At 69.5% G+C, this 17,530-nt stretch carries 13 protein-coding genes, 1 tRNA gene and 1 pseudogene; 2 read left to right on the top strand and 13 right to left on the bottom strand.

Annotated elements, in window-relative coordinates:
• Positions 1–58: 58 nt before the first annotated feature.
• The 3 genes from FFK22_RS31430 to FFK22_RS31425 all read right to left on the bottom strand — a co-directional run bounded on the left by FFK22_RS31430 (position 59) and on the right by FFK22_RS31425 (position 3,751).
• Entirely contained in the window at positions 59–1,210 is a 1,152-nt protein-coding gene (locus FFK22_RS31430) for an RtcB family protein (RefSeq protein ID WP_306770201.1), read from the bottom strand.
• 473 nt (positions 1,211–1,683) lie between these two features.
• Positions 1,684–1,822 (bottom strand) — tRNA-OTHER (locus FFK22_RS43330).
• 372 nt (positions 1,823–2,194) lie between these two features.
• Positions 2,195–3,751 (bottom strand): TROVE domain-containing protein, encoded by a 1,557-nt coding sequence (locus tag FFK22_RS31425; RefSeq protein WP_138888025.1) that lies wholly within the window; start codon positions 3,749–3,751, stop codon positions 2,195–2,197.
• Between the two features lie 338 nt (positions 3,752–4,089).
• Between FFK22_RS31425 and rtcR the strand changes: the two genes are divergently transcribed.
• Positions 4,090–5,691 carry an RNA repair transcriptional activator RtcR gene (gene rtcR, locus FFK22_RS31420; RefSeq protein WP_138888024.1) on the top strand — a complete coding sequence of 534 codons (1,602 nt, stop codon included), beginning with the start codon at positions 4,090–4,092 and terminating at the stop codon, positions 5,689–5,691.
• A 275-nt stretch (positions 5,692–5,966) separates the two neighbouring features.
• Here the strand turns inward: rtcR and FFK22_RS31415 are convergent, their stop codons facing one another.
• The 10 genes from FFK22_RS31415 to FFK22_RS43325 form a co-directional block, all read right to left on the bottom strand.
• Positions 5,967–7,406 carry an aldehyde dehydrogenase family protein gene (locus tag FFK22_RS31415; RefSeq protein WP_138888023.1) on the bottom strand — a complete coding sequence of 480 codons (1,440 nt, stop codon included), beginning with the start codon at positions 7,404–7,406 and terminating at the stop codon, positions 5,967–5,969.
• Positions 7,407–7,478: 72 nt separating this feature from the next.
• The gene (gene rmuC / locus FFK22_RS31410; RefSeq protein WP_138888022.1) at positions 7,479–8,834 is read right to left on the bottom strand and encodes a DNA recombination protein RmuC; all 1,356 of its coding nucleotides are present in this window, start codon (positions 8,832–8,834) and stop codon (positions 7,479–7,481) included.
• Between the two features lie 42 nt (positions 8,835–8,876).
• Positions 8,877–10,151: a phosphopyruvate hydratase gene (eno, locus tag FFK22_RS31405; protein ID WP_138888021.1), complete on the bottom strand. Its 1,275-nt coding sequence runs from the start codon at positions 10,149–10,151 to the stop codon at positions 8,877–8,879.
• Positions 10,152–10,386: 235 nt separating this feature from the next.
• Positions 10,387–11,385: a phosphotransferase family protein gene (locus FFK22_RS31400; protein ID WP_138888020.1), complete on the bottom strand. Its 999-nt coding sequence runs from the start codon at positions 11,383–11,385 to the stop codon at positions 10,387–10,389.
• 12 nt (positions 11,386–11,397) lie between these two features.
• Positions 11,398–12,126, bottom strand: coding sequence for an SDR family NAD(P)-dependent oxidoreductase (locus tag FFK22_RS31395; RefSeq protein WP_138888019.1), 729 nt, complete (start codon positions 12,124–12,126; stop codon positions 11,398–11,400).
• Between the two features lie 153 nt (positions 12,127–12,279).
• Entirely contained in the window at positions 12,280–13,281 is a 1,002-nt protein-coding gene (araD1, locus tag FFK22_RS31390) for an AraD1 family protein (protein WP_138888018.1), read from the bottom strand.
• Between the two features lie 7 nt (positions 13,282–13,288).
• Positions 13,289–14,065 (bottom strand): SDR family NAD(P)-dependent oxidoreductase, encoded by a 777-nt coding sequence (locus tag FFK22_RS31385; RefSeq protein WP_138888017.1) that lies wholly within the window; start codon positions 14,063–14,065, stop codon positions 13,289–13,291.
• A 55-nt stretch (positions 14,066–14,120) separates the two neighbouring features.
• Positions 14,121–15,872, bottom strand: a complete 1,752-nt coding sequence (locus FFK22_RS31380; RefSeq protein ID WP_138888016.1) for an IlvD/Edd family dehydratase — start codon at positions 15,870–15,872, stop codon at positions 14,121–14,123.
• Between the two features lie 30 nt (positions 15,873–15,902).
• Positions 15,903–16,718 (bottom strand): FadR/GntR family transcriptional regulator, encoded by an 816-nt coding sequence (locus FFK22_RS31375; protein ID WP_138888015.1) that lies wholly within the window; start codon positions 16,716–16,718, stop codon positions 15,903–15,905.
• A 65-nt stretch (positions 16,719–16,783) separates the two neighbouring features.
• Positions 16,784–16,957 carry a hypothetical protein gene (locus FFK22_RS43325; protein WP_186002744.1) on the bottom strand — a complete coding sequence of 58 codons (174 nt, stop codon included), beginning with the start codon at positions 16,955–16,957 and terminating at the stop codon, positions 16,784–16,786.
• A gap of 142 nt (positions 16,958–17,099) precedes the next feature.
• Here FFK22_RS43325 and FFK22_RS43320 point away from each other — a divergent pair.
• A pseudogene (locus FFK22_RS43320) lies at positions 17,100–17,530 on the top strand (hypothetical protein); the annotation flags it as partial.

Raw genomic sequence — 17,530 nt, 5'->3', positions numbered from 1 at the left:
CACGGGCGACGGCGGGGCAGCACGGTCCGGCTGCCCGGACCGCTGCCCGTGGCGTTCCCTATCCCTTGACGCAGACGATCTGGCGCAGCGTGTGGACCACCTCCACCAGATCCGACTGGGCGGCCATCACGGCGTCGATGTCCTTGTAGGCCTTGGGCGTCTCGTCGATCACGCCCTCGTCCTTCCGGCACTCGATCCCCGCGGTGGCGGCGGCATGGTCGGCGACCGTGAACCGCCGCTTGGCCTCGGTCCGCGACATCACCCGCCCGGCCCCGTGGGAGCAGGAGCAGAAGCTGTCGGGGTTGCCCTTGCCGCGGACGATGAAGGATCGCGCCCCCATCGATCCCGGGATGATGCCCAGGTCGCCCTCGCGGGCGCGCACGGCGCCCTTGCGGGTGACCCAGACGTTCTCGCCGAAGTGATGCTCCCGCTCCACGTAGTTGTGGTGGCAGTTGATCGCCTCGTCGGTGACGCCGAAATCGGTGAAGGCGGCGGCCATCGCCGCCAGCGCCTGCTTCAGCATCACGTCCCGGTTGGCGCGGGCGTAGTCCTGCGCCCAGCCGACCGCGTCCATGTAGTCGACGAACATCTCCGAGCCCTCGGCCAGGTAGGCCAGGTCCCGGTCCGGCAGGTGGATGAACTGCCGCTCCATCTCGCGGCGCGCCGCGGCGATGAAGAAGGTGCCGATGCGGTTGCCGACGCCGCGCGACCCGGAATGCAGCATCACCCACACGCGGTCGTCCTGGTCCAGGCAGACCTCGATGAAGTGGTTGCCGCCGCCCAGCGTGCCGATCTGCCGCGCCGGCGAATGCCGGGTGGAGATCGCCGGGTACTTCTGCTGCAGCGCGTCGTAGCGCTGCTTGAAGCCCGAGTACCAGGCGTTCTCCGACGCGCGCGGCACGTCCTGCCCGTGATCGGCCATCCCGACCGGGATCACCGCCTCGAGCGCGGAGCGCAGCCCGGCCAGGCTGTCCGGCAACTGGTGGCTGGTCAGGGTCGTGCGAACGGCGCACATGCCGCAGCCGATGTCAACGCCGACCGCCGCCGGGATGATCGCCCCGCGCGTCGGGATCACCGATCCGATGGTGGCGCCCTTGCCGTAATGCACGTCCGGCATGGCCGCGACATGCTTGTGGATGAACGGCAGGGTCGCGGTGTTCAGCAGCTGCTGGCGCGAGCCGTCATCCACGGGCACGCCGCGGGTCCACATCTTGACCGGCTTGGCGCGCGTGTCGCGCGCCGGGGCGAAGCTTTCGGTGAGGAGGTCGTAGGTCCGGTCCATGATGGTGATCCTTGAGTCCAGAAGGACGCATGGCGACGAGGGTGATGAAACGCTTGCCCGACCGGACCGAGGTCCGGGCGGGCTCCTGCTCTACCGCTGAGCTACGGAGCATTCCCGTGAGGGCGATGCCCCGGCGGGAGTCGAACCCGCGACCTGGGGAGGGACAGTCCATGGAGTTCCATCGGCATTCGCCATGCGTTCGGGTGCAGCGACGAGACTTGGCGGGACCTCTCTCCCGATGGCGAACCACTGGAAGAGCGAGGACTCGAACCTCCACGGCATAAGCCGCTACCTGATGGAGTCCCGGCCGGCATTCGCTGCGATCTGTGGTCCTTTCAAACGGTTGCGACGGGTGCGGCGACAAGGGGTTGCGAGAGCGTTTCCTGAGCTACCGGACCTTCCGGCCCGGGGCGGATTCGAACCGCCACCTCCCGCCTTGCGGCAGGTGCTCTGACCATGGACTCCCGCAGGCATTCGCCGCGCGAGGGTGTGACGACGAGGGGTGGCGAAACCATTGCTCTACCCACTGAGCTACGGGCCCGCAGTGGAGTGGTGGACCCGGCAGGACTCGAACTTGCGACAGATGGAATTCCGCCGGCATTCGTCACGGATGTTGATGGTCGGACCAGACGGATCCTTCGGCCATGGCGACGAGATGGTGCAAGAGGCGAGCTTCCGACACGGGGTCGGAGGCGTGTTTCCGGCACGCCGCGCTCAGGGGGTGGATGTACTCTCGCACGGCATTCGCCATGGCCCGGACCCCAACCGGGAGGACAAGGGGTGCCGGGACAACCGCCGCCGAAGCGGCGCGCCCCGAGCGCAGCCGGTTGCCCGGCCCGCCTGCGGGGTCCAATGGAGTTCCGACCGCATTCCTCCCGGTACCGGGCGCCCGGTCTCCCGGACGCCCGATCGTCAGAGCACGATCCGCTCGATCTCGTCGACCCAGCGGTCCGCGCCCGTCCCGGCCTCGGCGAAGGCGGCAATGGCGTCGAACACCGCGTCGGAGAAGCCCCCGACGTTGAGGATGTCCGCGCGCTCCTGCGCCTGCGTCGTGGCATAGGGCTGGATGTCGATGCAGACCAGCCTGGCCTCCGGATTGCGGTCCTTCAGCCTGGCCCAGGCCTGCATCAGCCCGGTGCCCTGGTGCGGGTGCTTCGCCGCATCGACCCAGGACTGGTTGTCCGAGACGAAGACGACGAGGTCGACCGAAGCGCGCTCCGCCACCAGCCGCTCGACCGGGGCCGAGCAGTTGGTGCCGCCACCACCGATGGCGGCCAGCTTCCGTGCGTTGGTCATCACCGCATCGCGCGGGTTGAGGTCGATCTCGACCACATCCCGCTCGAAGGGCATGACCCGGGCCGACCGGTTGGCCCGCAACACCGCCGCCGCCACCAGCGCAGCGACGTCGATGCAGCGCACCGCCGTCGTCCCGCCGGCCCGGTAGCCGGTGACCGGGGAGGCCATCGACCCCGACACGTCGGGGCAGACGACCACCCGGCCGGCCAGCACCGGGACGTTGCCGACCGCGACTTCCATCGCGTCCTGCAGCGCCTCGCGGACGACCGCGGGCACCGTCCACGTCATGGCGTAAGCCGCCATCAGCTGGTAGGGGAACACCCGGGCCCGGCGGATCGCCTCCGGGTCGCGCAGCCTTGCCGCCACCCGCTCGGCGAACCCGTCCACCTCGAACACGCCGTGGCGCGCGAAGGTGTTCAGGTTCATCCGCAGCATGTGCCAGCCGGCCTTCTCCCCGATCGCCGCCCAGTGCTCCCGCGTCAGCGGCAGCGCCGTCAGCATCTGGAAGGGCACGTCCGGCACGGGCGCCGACGGGTCGCGCTTGAAGGCCTCGAAGGCCCGCACCACCTCCGGCAGCGCCGCGGCGTCATAGGGCCGGCCGATCAGCCAGCCATACAGCGCCTGGCGCGACGCGGTCGCCGGCTTCGGGTGGACCATCCTGACCACATCGGCCAGCGAGGGATCCTGCCCCACCGCCGCCCGCATGATCTCGATGTCCGAGGCCTGCTCCAGCCACTCCTGCACCAGCCGCTTCGGCCGGGTGCCGAGCGACTTCCGCCCGACGGCGCCCGACCGCATGATCTGCACGAAGCTGCGCAGCATCCGGCCGTTGTCGATGACGCGCCGGAAGGCCGGCGTGACGTCGGGCGACTGCAGGGTGGACAGAAGGGCGACCAGCAGGGCCGGCATGTCCTTCATGTGCCCCCGCTCCCGGGAATGGACCGCGGTGCGGGCGAGGAATCCAGGCTCGACCTCGCGGGCGAGGGCGAGCACCTGGTCCAGCTGTTCCCGCGCATCGGCGTAGAACGTCCGATGGAGCGTCCCGGTCGCCGCCAGCTGCGCCAGCGCGTGGCGCGGCGTCAGGGCGTAGGCCTGGGCCCCCTCGTGGTTCACGGTGTCGCTACGCGGAAGCAGCCTTCCCATCAGCGAAGCAAACACGGACTTGTTTGCCATGATCGTCATCCTTCGATTGCGCCACTCCATAAGCGAAGCGCATGCCAACTCCGGATAGGCGATTGGTCGAATTTTGATAATGCATTGAAATAGAAAGGATAAAAAATTTTTGGCCCGCGATTCACAGATTTTGGTTTGTCGAAGATGATAGGGAAATTCGATCCTGTAGGATCGTAGATTATCTTATAGGATAGTACGACAGGCCCTAGACCCCGTCATGGCGAGCCCCGAAGGGGCGTGGCCATCCAGCGGTACCGCCCTCTGGATGGCCACGTCGCTGCGCTCCTCGCCATGACGACAGGGAAGCGGGTCTCCGACAACGAGGGTTGGGATAGATCATGCCGAAGCGGCGGGTGGTCATCGGCTTCATCGGCACCACCATGGATGCCGGCAAGCTGGACAGCCGGTGGGAGCGGTGGCGGCCGACAGTGGCGTTGTGCCAGCACGAGGACATGCTGGTCGACCGGCTGGAGCTGATCCACGACACCCATTCCGCCGCGCTGGCCAAGCGCGTGTCCGGCGACATCCAGGCGGTGTCGCCGGACACGGTGGTCCGCTTCAGCCTGGTCAACCTGCGCAATGCCTGGGACTTCCAGGAGGTGTTCGCGGCGATGCTGGACTTCGCCCGCGGCTACGACTTCGACACCGAGGACGAGGAGTATCTGGTCAACATCACCACCGGCACGCATGTTATCCAGATCTGCTGGTTCCTGCTGACCGAGGCGCATTACCTGCCGGCCCGCCTGCTGCAGCTGACCCCGCCGAAGCGGTGGGAGGCCGGCCATCCCGGCGGCTACGACGTCATCGACCTCGACCTGTCGCGCTACGACCGCATCGCCACACGCTTCGAGGCGGAGCGGGAGGAGGCGGCGTCGTTCCTCAAGTCCGGCATCGCCACCCGCAACGCCGCCTTCAACCGCATGATCGACCAGATCGAGCAGGTGGCGGTGCGGTCGAAGGCGCCGCTGCTGTTGATCGGCCCGACCGGGGCGGGCAAGTCGCAGCTGGCGCGGCGGATCTACGACCTCAAGCGCGCCCGGCACCAGGTCGAGGGGCCGTTCGTCGAGGTCAACTGCGCGACGCTGCGCGGCGACGGCGCCATGTCGGCCCTGTTCGGCCATGTGAAGGGCGCCTTCACCGGGGCGCTGCAGGACCGTGCCGGGCTGCTGCGCTCGGCCGATGGCGGCATCCTGTTCCTCGACGAGATCGGCGAGCTGGGGCCCGACGAGCAGGCGATGATCCTGCGCACGGTGGAGGAGAAGCGGTTCCCGCCGGTCGGTGCGGACAAGGAGGTGGCGAGCGACTTCCAGCTGATCGCCGGCACCAACCGCGATTTGTCGGTCGACGTCGCCCGCGGCCGGTTCCGCGAGGACCTGCTGGCCCGGCTGAACCTGTGGACCTTCACCCTGCCGGGCCTCCGCGACCGGCGCGAGGACATCGCCCCGAACCTGGAGTTCGAGCTGCGCCGCCATGCCGAGCGGGAAGGGGTGCAGATCACCTTCAACCGCGAGGCGCGCGACCGCTATCTGGTCTTTGCCACCGCGCCCGAGGCGCTGTGGAGCGCGAATTTCCGCGACCTCGGCGCCTCGATCACCCGGATGGCCACCTTCGCCCCGTCCGGCCGGATCAATGAGGCGGTGGTGGAGGAGGAGATCGCGCGGCTGAAGCGCACCTGGTCGCGCGGTGGCGAGGATGGGGTCGAGGCGCTGCTGGCCGGGCTGCTGGGGCCGGAGCGGCTGGCGCAGGTCGACCTGTTCGACCGGGCCCAGCTGGCCGCGGTGGTCGGCGTGTGCCGGTCGAGCAGCTCGCTCAGCGCCGCCGGCCGCACCCTGTTCGCCGCGTCGCGGGCGCAGAAGACCAGCGCCAACGACGCCGACCGTCTGCGGAAGTACCTCGCCCGCTTCGGCCTGGACTGGCAGGCGGTGGCGGGTGTGGCATAGGGCAGAGGTTGCCAGGGAGTACGTGGCCCCTCCAGCAAGCGAGACCTTTTCAAAATTCCCCTAAACCTGTCATCCCCGCGAAAGCGGGGATCTCTCAACGCTTTGATCAGAAAGAGATTCCCGCTTTCGCGGGAATGACGAAAAGAGGATGGAGCGGTGTTCTGGAAAGGTCTTGCAAGCGGGAGAGGCGACGCGCTCCATCCTCGATCGACGCGAAACAGAAAGGGCCCGGCCGTCGCCGGCCGGACCCTTCCGCATTCCGTTCCCCGACGAGATCAGCCCGGGAAGGTATAGGCGGTCTTCACCACGGTGTAGAACTCCGCGGCGTAGCGGCCCTGCTCGCGCGGGCCGTAGCTGGAGCCCTTCCGGCCGCCGAACGGCACGTGGTAGTCCACGCCCGCGGTCGGCAGGTTCACCATTACCATGCCGGCCTGGCTGGCCCGCTTGAAGTGGCTGGCATGCTTCAGGCTCGAGGTGGCGATGCCGGCGGACAGGCCGAACTCGGTGTCGTTCGCCGTCGCCAGCGCCTGCTCGTAATCCTTGACCCGGATCACCGAGGCGACCGGCCCGAAGATCTCCTCACGGCTGATCCGCATGTCGTTTGTGGTCTCGGTGAACAGCGCCGGGGATAGGTAGAAGCCCTCGGTCTCGCGGTTCAGCCGCTCGCCCCCGAAGGCCAGCTTGGCGCCTTCCTTGACGCCGATGTCGATGTAGGACAGGTCCTGGTCCAGTTGGCTCTGGTCCACCACCGGGCCCATCTCGGTGCCCTGCTTCAGCGCGTTGTCGACCTTCAGCGTCTTCAGCTTCTCGGTCATCGCCGCGACGAAGCGGTCATGGATGCCCTCGGTCACGATCAGGCGCGACGAGGCGGTGCAGCGCTGGCCGGTGGAGAAGAAGGCGCTGTTGGTGGCGGCCCCGACGGCGGTGTTCAGATCCGCATCGTCGAGGATGACCATCGGGTTCTTGCCGCCCATCTCGAGCTGCACCTTCTTGCCGTTCTCGGCGCAGCGCACGGCGATGCCGCGGCCGGTGCCGACCGAGCCGGTGAAGGTGATGGCGTCGACATCCTTGCTGGCGACGAAGGCCTCGCCGACCACCGAGCCGCGGCCCATCACCAGGTTGAACACGCCGGCCGGGACGCCCGAATCGACGATGATCTGCGACAGGGCCCAGGCGCTGCCCGGCACCAGGTCCGCGGGCTTGAACACGACGCAGTTGCCGTAGGCCAGAGCCGGGGCCAGCTTCCAGGCCGGGATCGCGATCGGGAAGTTCCACGGCGTAATCAGGCCGATGACGCCGATCGGCTCACGCGTGATCTCGACATCGATGCCGGGGCGGACGGACGCCAGCTTCTCGCCCTGGATGCGCAGCACCTCGCCGGCGAAGAACTTGAAGATCTGGCCGGCGCGGGCGGCCTCGCCGATGCCCTCGGGCAGGGTCTTGCCCTCCTCGCGCGACAGCAGGCGGCCCAGCTCTTCCTTCTTCGCCAGGATGGTGTTGCCGATCTTGTCGAGCAGATCGTGCCGTTCCTGCAGCGTGGTCATCGACCATTTCGGGAAAGCGGCACGGGCCGCGGCGATCGCCTGCTCCGCCTGGGCGCGGTCGGCGCGGGCGTATTCGCCGACCACGTCCGACAGGTCCGACGGGTTCACGTTCTTCGACGCGTCCGGGCCCTCGACCCAGGAGCCGGCGATGTAGTTGGCGTGGACGCTCATGGTTTCCTCTCTCGACCTATTGTCGGATGAATGATGACTGGATAGGGCCCGCGGCCTTCCGATGCAACAGGGCTATGGCGAGTCTTCTTCCGCTGCCGGCATCTCGGCCTCCGGCGCGTTGAGTTCAAGGATCGGCGCGGCCCGGTCCATCGGCAACTCCTCCACCTCGCGCAGCTTGCGGTGGATGGCGCGGCTGCGGACGCCGATCTGGTGGATCACGTTCTGGCCCTCCTGCAGCTTTTTCTCGACCTTGGTCATCAGCTCGCCATAGGTGCGGAACTCAGTCTTCACCGCGCCCAGCACCTGCCAGATCTCGGCCGATTTCTCCTGGATTGCCAGGGTGCGGAAGCCCATGCGCAGGCTGGACAGGAAGGCGCCCAGCGTGGTCGGGCCCAGGATGGTGACGCGGTGCTGCTCGCGGATCGATTCGCGCAGGCCGGGGCGGCGCAGCACCTCGGCGAACAGCCCCTCGGTCGGCACGAACAGCACGGCGAAATCGGTGGTGACCGGCGGGCAGATGTATTTGCTGGCGATGCGCTTGGCCTCCTCTCGCATCCGCCGCTCCAGCGCCGTGCCGGCCTTGGCCGCGGCCTCGGCGTTGCCAGCCTCGACCGCCAGGATCAGCCGCTCGTAATCCTCCTGCGGGAACTTGCTGTCGACCGGCAGCAGCACGCCTTCGGGCAAGCGGATGGCGAACTCCACCGTCTCGGTGCTGTCGGCGCGCGGCCGGGCGTTGCGCACCAGCTGGTCCTCGGTCAGCACTTGTTCCAGCAGGGCGTCCAGCTGCTCCTCGCCGAAGGTGCCACGGGTCTTCACGCCGGACAGCATCTTCTTCAGGTCGCCGACGCCGCCGGCCAGAACCTGCATCTCGCCCAGGCCCTGATGCACCCGCTCCAGCCGCTCGCTGACGGTCTGGAACTGGGTCTGCAGCCGCGCCTCCAAGGTCGCCTGCAGCTTTTCGTCGACCGTGGCGCGCATCTGCTCGAGCTTCGCCTCGTTCTCCTGGCGCAGCGACTGCAGGTTCAGGTCCATGGTCTCGCGCAGCCGGTTCTGGCTCTGCGCCATCGAGTCCGACAGCGACTGCAGCCGGGCGGCGACGGTGTCCAGCCGGCTCTGCTGGGTCTCGCCGATCGCCTTCATGGCGCCGACCAGGGTCTCGCCGGTGTGGCGCAGCGACGACGCGATCTCCTGCCGCTGCCGGCTGTCCCGCGCCTCGGCCGAGGCCTCGCCGCGCCGCTCCGCCGTCTGCAGCTCCTGCTCCACCCGGGCCAGGTCGCGGCGCAGATCCTCGATCGCGCCGCCCAGCGGCGCCAGATCCAGCCTCGGCCGGCGGATCGCTGTGACCAGCAGGGTCAGCAGCGCCACCAGCAGGATGGCGAGGCCGAGGATGCGCAGATCGATCTGGGCGAGCAGCGAGGCGAGGCTCATGGACTCATCCGGTTGCGGGACGCGCAGAACAGCCCAGACCGGTCACCCGCGCAAGACGCTTCGGCCGGCGAAGATGGCGCGGCAGCCCAACGCCTCCTCGATCCTGAGCGCCGCGTTCCACTTCGCCATCCGCTCCGACCGGGCGAAGGAGCCGACTTTCAGCTGGCCGACGCCCCAGCCGACCGCGAGATCGACGATGGTGGTGTCCTCGCTCTCGCCCGAGCGGGCGGAGACGATGCCGCCGAGGCCGGCTGCCTGCGCCGCCTCCCAGGCCGCCTTGGTCTCTGTGAGGGTGCCGCGCTGGTTCGGCTTGATCAGCACGGTGGTGCAGGCCTGCGCCGTCGCGGCGTCGCGCACCCGCGCCGCGTCGGTGACCAGGAAGTCGTCGCCGACCACCTGCACCTGGTCGCCGATCGCGGCGGTGATGGCGCGGAAGCCGGCGGCGTCGTCCTCCGCCACCGGGTCCTCGACCGAGACGATCGGCCAGCGCTTGGTCCAGCCGGCGACGAGGTCGACCATCTCGCCGGTGTCGAGCTCGCGCCCCTCGAAGCGGTAACGACCGTTGCGGCCGAACTCCGAGGCGGCGACGTCCAGCGCGATCGCCACCTCCTCGCCGGGCCGGCGGCCGGCGCGCTCGATGGCGCGGAGCAGCATGTCCAGCGCCTCGGCCGCGTCGGCGAAAACGGGCCAGAAGCCGCCTTCGTCGGCGACGCCGTACAGCTTGCCGGCATCGGCCATCAGCGACCCGGCGGCACGGTAGACCTCGGCAGTCCAGTCCAGCGCCTCGGCGAAGCTGCCGGCGCCGGGGCAGACCACCAGGAAATCCTGCACGTCCAGCCGCCGTCCGGCATGCGCACCGCCGCCGAAGATCTGGATCTCGGGCAGCGGCAGCAGCGTGGCCGCGTCGCCGCCGAGATGGCGCCACAGCGGCAGGCCGGCGGCGGCAGCGGCGGCATGGGCCGTGGCCATCGACACGGCGATGGTGGCGTTGCCGCCCAGCCGGGCCTTGTCGGGCGTGCCGTCGAGCTCGATCAGCACCCGGTCCAACCCGGCCTGGTCGGCGGCGTCGAAGCCTGCGAGGGCGCGGGCGATCTCGCCGTTCACCGCCGCGACCGCACCCTGCACGTCATGGCCGCCGAAGGCTGCACTGCCGTCGCGCTTGTCCCGCGCCTCGCCGGAGCCGGTGGAGGCGCCGGCCGGGGCGATGGCGCGGCCCGTAGCACCGCCCTCCAGCCGGATCTCGGCCTCGACCGTCGGCCGCCCCCGGCTGTCCCAGACGCGCCGGCCGCGGATCCCGGCGATGGTGGTGCGGGTCATAGTGCTTGGTTCCTCGCCGTTTCCCGACGCATCCCATCATAGTCCCCCCTCCCCTTGCGGGAGGGGGGCAGGGGGAGGGGGTTCTTGCCGTTGGAGCAGGTCGCCGGTGGTCGGCTGGGCTCCAGCTGATACCTCAGACAAGGCCGCGCCGGTTGCGAGCGGAGCCAACCCCCTCCCCCTAGCCCCCTCCCGCGAGGGGAGGGGGGACAAAGATATATTGGGGTTGGTGAGGTCGTCACAGGCCGAGCTCTCGCGCCCATGCCGCCCGGACCTCCGACAACGTCCCCGGCGGGTCCAGCAGCAGGGCGCGGGCCACGCAGCGCACGCGGTCCTTCTGCGCCGCATCGGTCAGGTACTCGACCGGCGACTTGCCGTCGATCCGGGCTAGGAACAGGCCGGGCAGCAGCCGGGCGGCGCGGGATTCGAAGGCATCGGCCGATTCCCAGTCCACGCCGGCGAGATACGCCTCCGACAGCGCATCGAAGCAGGCCAGGAAATCCAGCGCCGATTCCGGCCGCCACAGCCCCTTCAGCAGCAGGTGGTTCAGGCAGAAAGCCAGGTCGAAGGCCGGTTCGCCCCACCAGGCGCATTCGGCGTCGAGAAACACCGGCCCCTGCGGCCCGGCCAGGATGTTCTTCGGGCTGACATCGCCATGCACCAGCGCCCGCTTGGTCGTCCGCGTGGTCTCGACCAGCGCGTGCAGGGCCGCGGCGCAGTCCGGATGGGCGGCCGCGGTCGCCACCAGATAGGGTTCCAGCCGGATGTCGTAGAAGATGGCGTCGGTCGGGAACTCGGCGGCCAGGGCCGGATCCGCCGCCGTGGCGGCATGGATGGCCGCGAGGCGCCGCCCAACCTCGGCGGCGAAGGCGGGGTCGGTGCGGCCATCCCGCAGCTCGGCCTTCCACACCGGATGGTCCTCCGGCGCCAGATAGGCCATGGCCAGAGCGCCGGCCGCCTCGTCCTGGCCCAGCAGCCGCGGCACTGCCTGCGGTACGATCCCGGCCGCGACCCGCATCCAGCGCGCCTCGTAGAGGTTGCGGGCCACCGGCGCCCGCCAGTCGGCGGTCACCCGCAGCTTCGCCAGGGCGCGCTTGACGCAGATCGAGCCGGCGGCGAGGTCGACCCTGAAGATGTCGGAGGAGACGCCGCCGGTCAGCGCGGTGAAGCGCGGCGTCTCGTCCGGCCCGGCCAGCCCCATCCGGCGCAGCGCCGCCAGCAGTTCGGGGTCGGCCATCGCAGACCCGGCTCAGTAGGTCGCGCGGCCGCCCGACAGGTCGAAGACGGAGCCGGTGGTGAAGCTGTTCTCGGCCGAGCACAGCCAGGCCACCATCGATGCCGCCTCCTCGACCTTCAGAAACCGGGCGCGGGGAATGCGCGACAGCATGTAGTCGATATGCTCCTGGCTGATCTGCTCCAGGATCCGGGTCTTGGCGGTGGCCGGGGTGATGCAGTTGACCGCGATGTCGTGGCCCGCCAGCTCCTTGCCCAGCGACTTGGTCAGGGCGATCACGCCCGATTTGGCGGCGGAATAGGCGCTGGCGTTGGGGTTGCCTTCCTTGCCGGCGATCGAGGACACGTTGACGATGCGGCCGTAGTTGCGGGCGATCATGCCCGGCACCACCGCCCGGCAGCAGTAGTAGACGGCGTTCAGGTCCAGCTCGATCACCTGGCGCCAGGTGTCGATCGGATAGTCCCAGGTCTTCACCGAAGGACCGGCGATGCCGGCATTGTTGATCAGGATGTCGATCCGGCCCTGGGCCTCCACCGCCGCGGCGACCGCTGCGGCATCGGTGACGTCGATGGCGACGCCCGTGGCGCCGATCGTCTTGGCCGTCGCCTCGACCAGCGCCTGATCGCGGTCCCACAGCACCACCTGGGCGCCCGAGGCGATGAAGCGCTCGGCGACCGCCCGGCCGATGCCCTGCGCCCCGCCGGTGACCACGGCCAGCTTGCCGTCGAGATCGATCCTGTTCATCCGCGTTTCCCCGTGTTCCGGCCCGCCCGAGGCGGTGCTTCCGCTCTTTTGAACTGTCATTCCCGGGCTTGACCCGGGCATCCAGTGTCTGTCGACACCCTCTGGATTGCCGGGTCAAGCCCGGCAATGACAGAAAAGGGATCCGGCCCGAGCCTACAGCGCCCGGACCGTCACCGTCTCCTCCGGCGCGCGCGCGAGGGGGTTGCGCAGGGCGCGGCCGAAAGCCTTGGCTTCGATCTCGAAGCGATCGCCCGGCTCCGGCTTGATGCCGTCGGTGACGCTCAGCGTCGCCGTGCCGAAGAAGTGCAGATGCACGTCGCCCGGCCGGCGAAACAGCGCGTATTTGAAGTGATGGTGCTCGAGATTGGCGATCCAGTGGCTCATATTGGCCTCGCCGCTCAGGAACGGCTTCTCCCAGATCGTCTTGCCGCCGCGGGTGATGCGGCTGGTGCCGCGGATGTCTTCCGGCAGCTTGCCCACCAGCAGCTCCGGCCCGACCGAGCACTGGCGCAGCTTGGAATGCGCCAGCAGCAGGTAGTTCTGACGCTCGGTGATGTGGTCCGAGAACTCATTGCCGACGGTGAAGCCGACGCGCCACGGCGTGCCGTCCGGCCCGACCAGGTAGCAGCCGGTGATTTCCGGCTCCTCGCCGCCGTCCAGCGCGAAAGACGGCATGGTCAGCGGCTGCTCGCCGGCGACGACGATCGAGCCGTCGCCCTTGTAGAACCACTCCGGCTGCACGCCCGGCTTGCCGCCCGTTTCGCCGCCGGCCGGCTTGCCGCCGGTCAGGCCGTCGCGGAACATCTTCATGCTGTCGGTCAGTTTCTCGGCCTCGCCGAGATTCTTATGCATCTGGTCGCGGGCGTCGGCGCTGCCGAGGTGGGTCAGGCCGGTGCCGGTGACGATGCAATGCGCCGGATCGGGATGGTCCAGCGGCGGCAGCAGCCGGGCCTCGGCGATCACCGCGTCATAGGAGTCGGTGCCGGCGCCGTCATCGGCCGCGGCCAGCTCGGCGATGGTCTTGCGCGACGCGATCGCCGCCTGGGCCAGGTCGTAGGTGGTGTCGAAGGCGGACAGCAGCTTCAGCGTGTCTCCGCCCGAGACGATGCCGACGCGCCGCTCGCCGGCCTTGGTGCGCAGTTGGATCAGGTTCATTTCCGCCTCACAGTCCCGACGCCCAGCCGGCGTCCACAACGAAAGTCTGGCCGGTGCACATGGCGCTGTCGTCCGCCGCCAGCCACAGGGTCATCTGCGCCAGATGCACGGGCAGCACCTGGTCGGGGATGCACTGCCCCTTCCGGCGCTCCTCATCCGCCTCCGGCGTCAGCCACAAATCCTTCTGGCGCTGGGTGATGACCCAGCCCGGCATCACGGTGTTGACCCGGATGTGCTGCGGGCCCCAGTCACGGGCCAGGCCGCGGGTCAGCCCCTCCACCCCCGCCTTGGCCGCGGTGTAGGCCGGCATGCCGCCCTGGCGCAACCGCCAGGAGACCGAGCCGAAATTGATGATCGAGCCGCCGCCGGCATCGCGCATCCCCGGCTGCACCGCCTGGGCGGCGAAGAACTGGTGGCGCAGGTTCACCGCCATGCGCTCGTCCCAATAGTCGGGCTCGACCGTCTCCGGCGCGTGGCGCTGGTCGTGCGCCGCGTTGTTGATCAGGACGCGGATCGGGCCGATCGCCTTCTGCGCCTCGGCCACCGCGGCGCGCAGGTCGGCGATGTCGCGCAGGTCGCAATGCCGGAACTGTGGCACTGCCAGCCCCTCGGCCTTCAGCCGGTCGACCAGGGCGGTCGACGCCGCCTCGGCGATGTCGACGAAGAACACTCGCGCCTGCTGGCGGCACAGATGCTCGACGATGCTTTCGCCGATGCCGCTGCCGCCGCCGGTGACGAAGACCGGCTTGTCGCGCAGCGACGGATAGATCGCGTATTCGGTCATGATGTCCGTCTGCAAAGAAAAGGCCCGCCCCGGCCGGGACGGGCCCCGATCGAGTTCAGTGGCTGTCGCGCGGCACGGCGTGGCCGCGGCTGCCGACCAGGAAGTCCAGGTCGGCGCCCTTGTCGGCCTGCATCACGTGCCGGACATACAGCTCCTGGTAGCCGCCCTTCATCGTCGGCTCCGGCGGCGACCAGCGCTTGCGGCGCTCCGCCAGCTCCGCCTCGGGCACATCGAGATGCAGCCGACGGCCGGCGACGTCCAGCTCGATCATGTCGCCGTCCTGCACCAGGGCCAGCGGGCCGCCGGCCGCCGCCTCCGGCGCCGTGTGCAGCACCACGGTGCCGTAGGCGGTGCCGCTCATCCGGGCGTCGGAGATGCGGACCATGTCGCGCACGCCCTTCTTCAGCACCTTCTGCGGCAGCGCCATGTTGCCGACCTCGGCCATGCCCGGATACCCCTTCGGGCCGCAGTTCTTCAGCACCATGACGCAGGTCTCGTCGATGTCGAGATCCGGGTCGTCGACGCGCGCCTTGTAGTGCTCGATGCTCTCGAACACCACGGCGCGGCCGCGGTGCTGCATCAACTCCGGCGTGGCGGCGGAGGGCTTCAGCACGGCGCCGTCGGGCGCCAGGTTGCCCTTCAGCACGACGATGCCGCCCTGCTTGACCAGCGCGTTGTCCCAGGGGCGGATCACCTCCGGGTTCCAGTTGGCGGCGGCCTTGACGTTCTCCCACATCGACTTGCCGGTGACGGTCGGGGCGTCCTTGAACAGCATGCCGTTCTCGCCCAGCGCCCGGGTCACCGCCGGGATGCCGCCGGCGTAGTAGAGATCCTCCATCAGGAAGCGGCCGGACGGCATCAGGTCGACCAGCGTCGGCACGTCGCGGCCGAACTCGTCCCAGTCCTTCAGGGTGAAGTCGACGCCGACGCGGCCGGCCAGGGCCAGGAGGTGGATGACGGCGTTGGTCGACCCGCCGATGGCGCCGTTGACGCGCACCGCGTTCAGGAAGTTCTCGCGGGTCAGGATCTTCGAGATCCGCAGGTCCTCATGCACCATCTCGACGATGCGCCGGCCGGTCATATGGGCGATGACGTAGCGGCGGGCGTCGACCGCCGGGATCGCGGCACAGCCGGTCAGGCTGGTGCCCAGCGCCTCGGCCATCGAGTTCATGGTGCTGGCCGTGCCCATGGTCATGCAGTGCCCGGCGGAGCGGGACTGCGCGGCCTCGGCCTCCATGAACTGCTGCAGGCTCATCACCCCGGCCTTGACGTCGGCGTCGAACTGCCAGACGGCGGTGCCCGACCCGATGGTGCGGTCCTGGTAGCGGCCGTTCAGCATCGGGCCGCCGGAGACGACGATCGCCGGCACGTCGCAGCTGGCGGCGCCCATCAGCAGCGACGGCGTGGTCTTGTCGCAGCCGGTCATCAGCACGACGCCGTCGATCGGGTTGGCGCGGATCGCCTCCTCGACATCCATCGCCGCGAGGTTGCGGTACAGCATCGCGGTCGGCCGCAGATTGGTCTCGCCGGTCGAGAACACCGGGAACTCCACCGGGAAGCCCCCCATCTCCCAGATGCCGCGCTTCACATGCTCCGCCAGCTTGCGGAAATGGGCGTTGCAGGGGGTCAGCTCGGAGAAGGTGTTGCAGATGCCGATCACCGGCCGGCCGTCGAACACATGGTCCGGCAGGCCCTGGTTGCGCATCCAGCTGCGGTGCAGGAAGCCGTCCTTGTCGTGGGTGCCGAACCAATGGGAGGAGCGGTAACGCTTTTTGTTGTTGTTGCTGCTGCTGGCGTCGTCAGCCATTGCGAAGGGTCCTTGTTGGCTAGGCTGTGATCAGGATTTCGGTTTGATGTGCGGCAGGGCGCGGCGCATGTCCTGCACCGCGTCCTCGAGCAGGATCCGCATCGCCCGGCGCGCCTCCTCCGGCTCGCGCGCCAGGATGGCGTCGCGCACCGCCTGGTGGCGCGGCAGCGATACCTGCAGGGCCCCCGGCTCGTTGTTGGTGACGCGGAAGCTCGACGCCATGGCGGTCTCGATCAGGGCGCCCAGCGGCTGCAGGAACTCGTTGTTCGATGCCACCAGGATCGACTGATGGAAGCGCAGGTCGGGCTCGACCGAGGCGTCGCCGTCCGGCGCCGCCTCCATATCGGCGAAGGCGCGGCTGATCGCCTCGCGCTGGCCGTCGTCGCCGCGCTCTGCCGCCATCGCCGCCGCCGCCGGCTCGATGATCTGGCGGATCTCGAACAGGTCCTTGGCCAGCTGCTCCATCGGCTGGGTCGCGAACTGCCAGGCCAGCAGGTCCGGGTCCAGCATGTTCCATTCGCCGCGCGGCCGCACCCGCGTGCCGGTCTTGGGGCGGGATTCGACCAGCCCCTTGGCCGCCAGCACCTTGATCGCCTCGCGCAGCGCGGTGCGGCTGACCGAGAACTGGGCCGACAGGTCGGATTCGTTCGGCAGCACGGTGCCGGGCTGGATGTCGCCGCGCACGATCCGGGTGCCGATGTCGTAGGCGATCTGGCCGTGCAGCGACCGGCGCGAGAAGGTCTTGCTGCCGCCATGCGGCTGGTCGGCGATGCCTGCGGCCGCTGCCGGGCGCCGGCCGCGGCGCAGCGCCGGAGTCCCGGCCAATGTCGCATCCGCAGCGGCCATCGCGATCGATCTCTCCCCGACTGGTCTCTCCGGCCCGGACATCTGTTCCCCTTTCCTGCTGCCGGTCAGACGCGGCCGAAGCCGCTCGGGCGCCGCAGCGTCCCGGCTCCGCCGCCTTCCGTCGGTCCGACGATCACGTTCCGGTCGATACGCAGGTCGGGGTCGCGCCGGGCAGTCCTGCCACGGGCCATCCGCATGCCGTCCGCACGAACGACATTCTCTCCGCTCTTCTCGACCACGGCCTTTCCTCAACGGCGCGATCTGGCTTGCCGACCGCGCTCCTTGTTATTCATCATACAAATGAGAGTATTGAGCCCTCGGCGGATCGGCGTCAAGCATTGCCGATCATGGCCGGCCAGGGCAGCGCAACGGGAGGATGGAATGACGGTCGAGACGGTGCAACTGCGGGCGGGCGACAGCGGGGTCGACATCGTGCCGGCGATCGGCGGCGGCATCGCCGCATACTGGACCGGCAGTGGGGATGCACGGCGAGACTGGCTGCGCCCGGCCGCCTCCGAGGCGCTGGCGGCGGGCAGCCCGCTCGGCCTCGCCAACTTCCCGCTGACCCCGTTCTCGAACCGGATCCGCGAGGGCCGCTTCCGCTTCCGGGGGCGGGAGGTGGCGCTGCCCCTGAACACGCGCGAACGGCACCAACTGCACGGCCATGGCTGGCAGCGGCCCTGGACGGTGCTGGAGCGGTCGGCCACGCGCTGCGTGCTGGTCGACGACTACGCCGCCGATGCCTGGCCGTTCCCGTACCGGGCGCGGCAGGAGTTCGAGCTGTCCCCGGCCGGCTTCGACCTCGTGCTGTC

The sequence above is a fragment of the Mycobacterium sp. KBS0706 genome (genome assembly GCF_005938675.2).
In the GTDB taxonomy this organism is placed as follows: domain Bacteria; phylum Pseudomonadota; class Alphaproteobacteria; order DSM-16000; family Inquilinaceae; genus Inquilinus.
This window is presented reverse-complemented; position numbering and strand designations above follow the sequence as displayed.

Bases quoted from the DNA above. Each gene is read 5' to 3' on its own strand.
- FFK22_RS31430 (WP_306770201.1), bottom strand. From the start codon at position 1,210: ATGTGGACCCGCGGCGTGCCCGTGGATGACGGCTCGCGCCAGCAGCTG.
- FFK22_RS31425 (WP_138888025.1), bottom strand. From the start codon at position 3,751: ATGGCAAACAAGTCCGTGTTTGCTTCGCTGATGGGAAGGCTGCTTCCG.
- rtcR (WP_138888024.1), top strand. From the start codon at position 4,090: ATGCCGAAGCGGCGGGTGGTCATCGGCTTCATCGGCACCACCATGGAT.
- FFK22_RS31415 (WP_138888023.1), bottom strand. From the start codon at position 7,406: ATGAGCGTCCACGCCAACTACATCGCCGGCTCCTGGGTCGAGGGCCCG.
- rmuC (WP_138888022.1), bottom strand. From the start codon at position 8,834: ATGAGCCTCGCCTCGCTGCTCGCCCAGATCGATCTGCGCATCCTCGGC.
- eno (WP_138888021.1), bottom strand. From the start codon at position 10,151: ATGACCCGCACCACCATCGCCGGGATCCGCGGCCGGCGCGTCTGGGAC.
- FFK22_RS31400 (WP_138888020.1), bottom strand. From the start codon at position 11,385: ATGGCCGACCCCGAACTGCTGGCGGCGCTGCGCCGGATGGGGCTGGCC.
- FFK22_RS31395 (WP_138888019.1), bottom strand. From the start codon at position 12,126: ATGAACAGGATCGATCTCGACGGCAAGCTGGCCGTGGTCACCGGCGGG.
- araD1 (WP_138888018.1), bottom strand. From the start codon at position 13,281: ATGAACCTGATCCAACTGCGCACCAAGGCCGGCGAGCGGCGCGTCGGC.
- FFK22_RS31385 (WP_138888017.1), bottom strand. From the start codon at position 14,065: ATGACCGAATACGCGATCTATCCGTCGCTGCGCGACAAGCCGGTCTTC.
- FFK22_RS31380 (WP_138888016.1), bottom strand. From the start codon at position 15,872: ATGGCTGACGACGCCAGCAGCAGCAACAACAACAAAAAGCGTTACCGC.
- FFK22_RS31375 (WP_138888015.1), bottom strand. From the start codon at position 16,718: ATGGCCGCTGCGGATGCGACATTGGCCGGGACTCCGGCGCTGCGCCGC.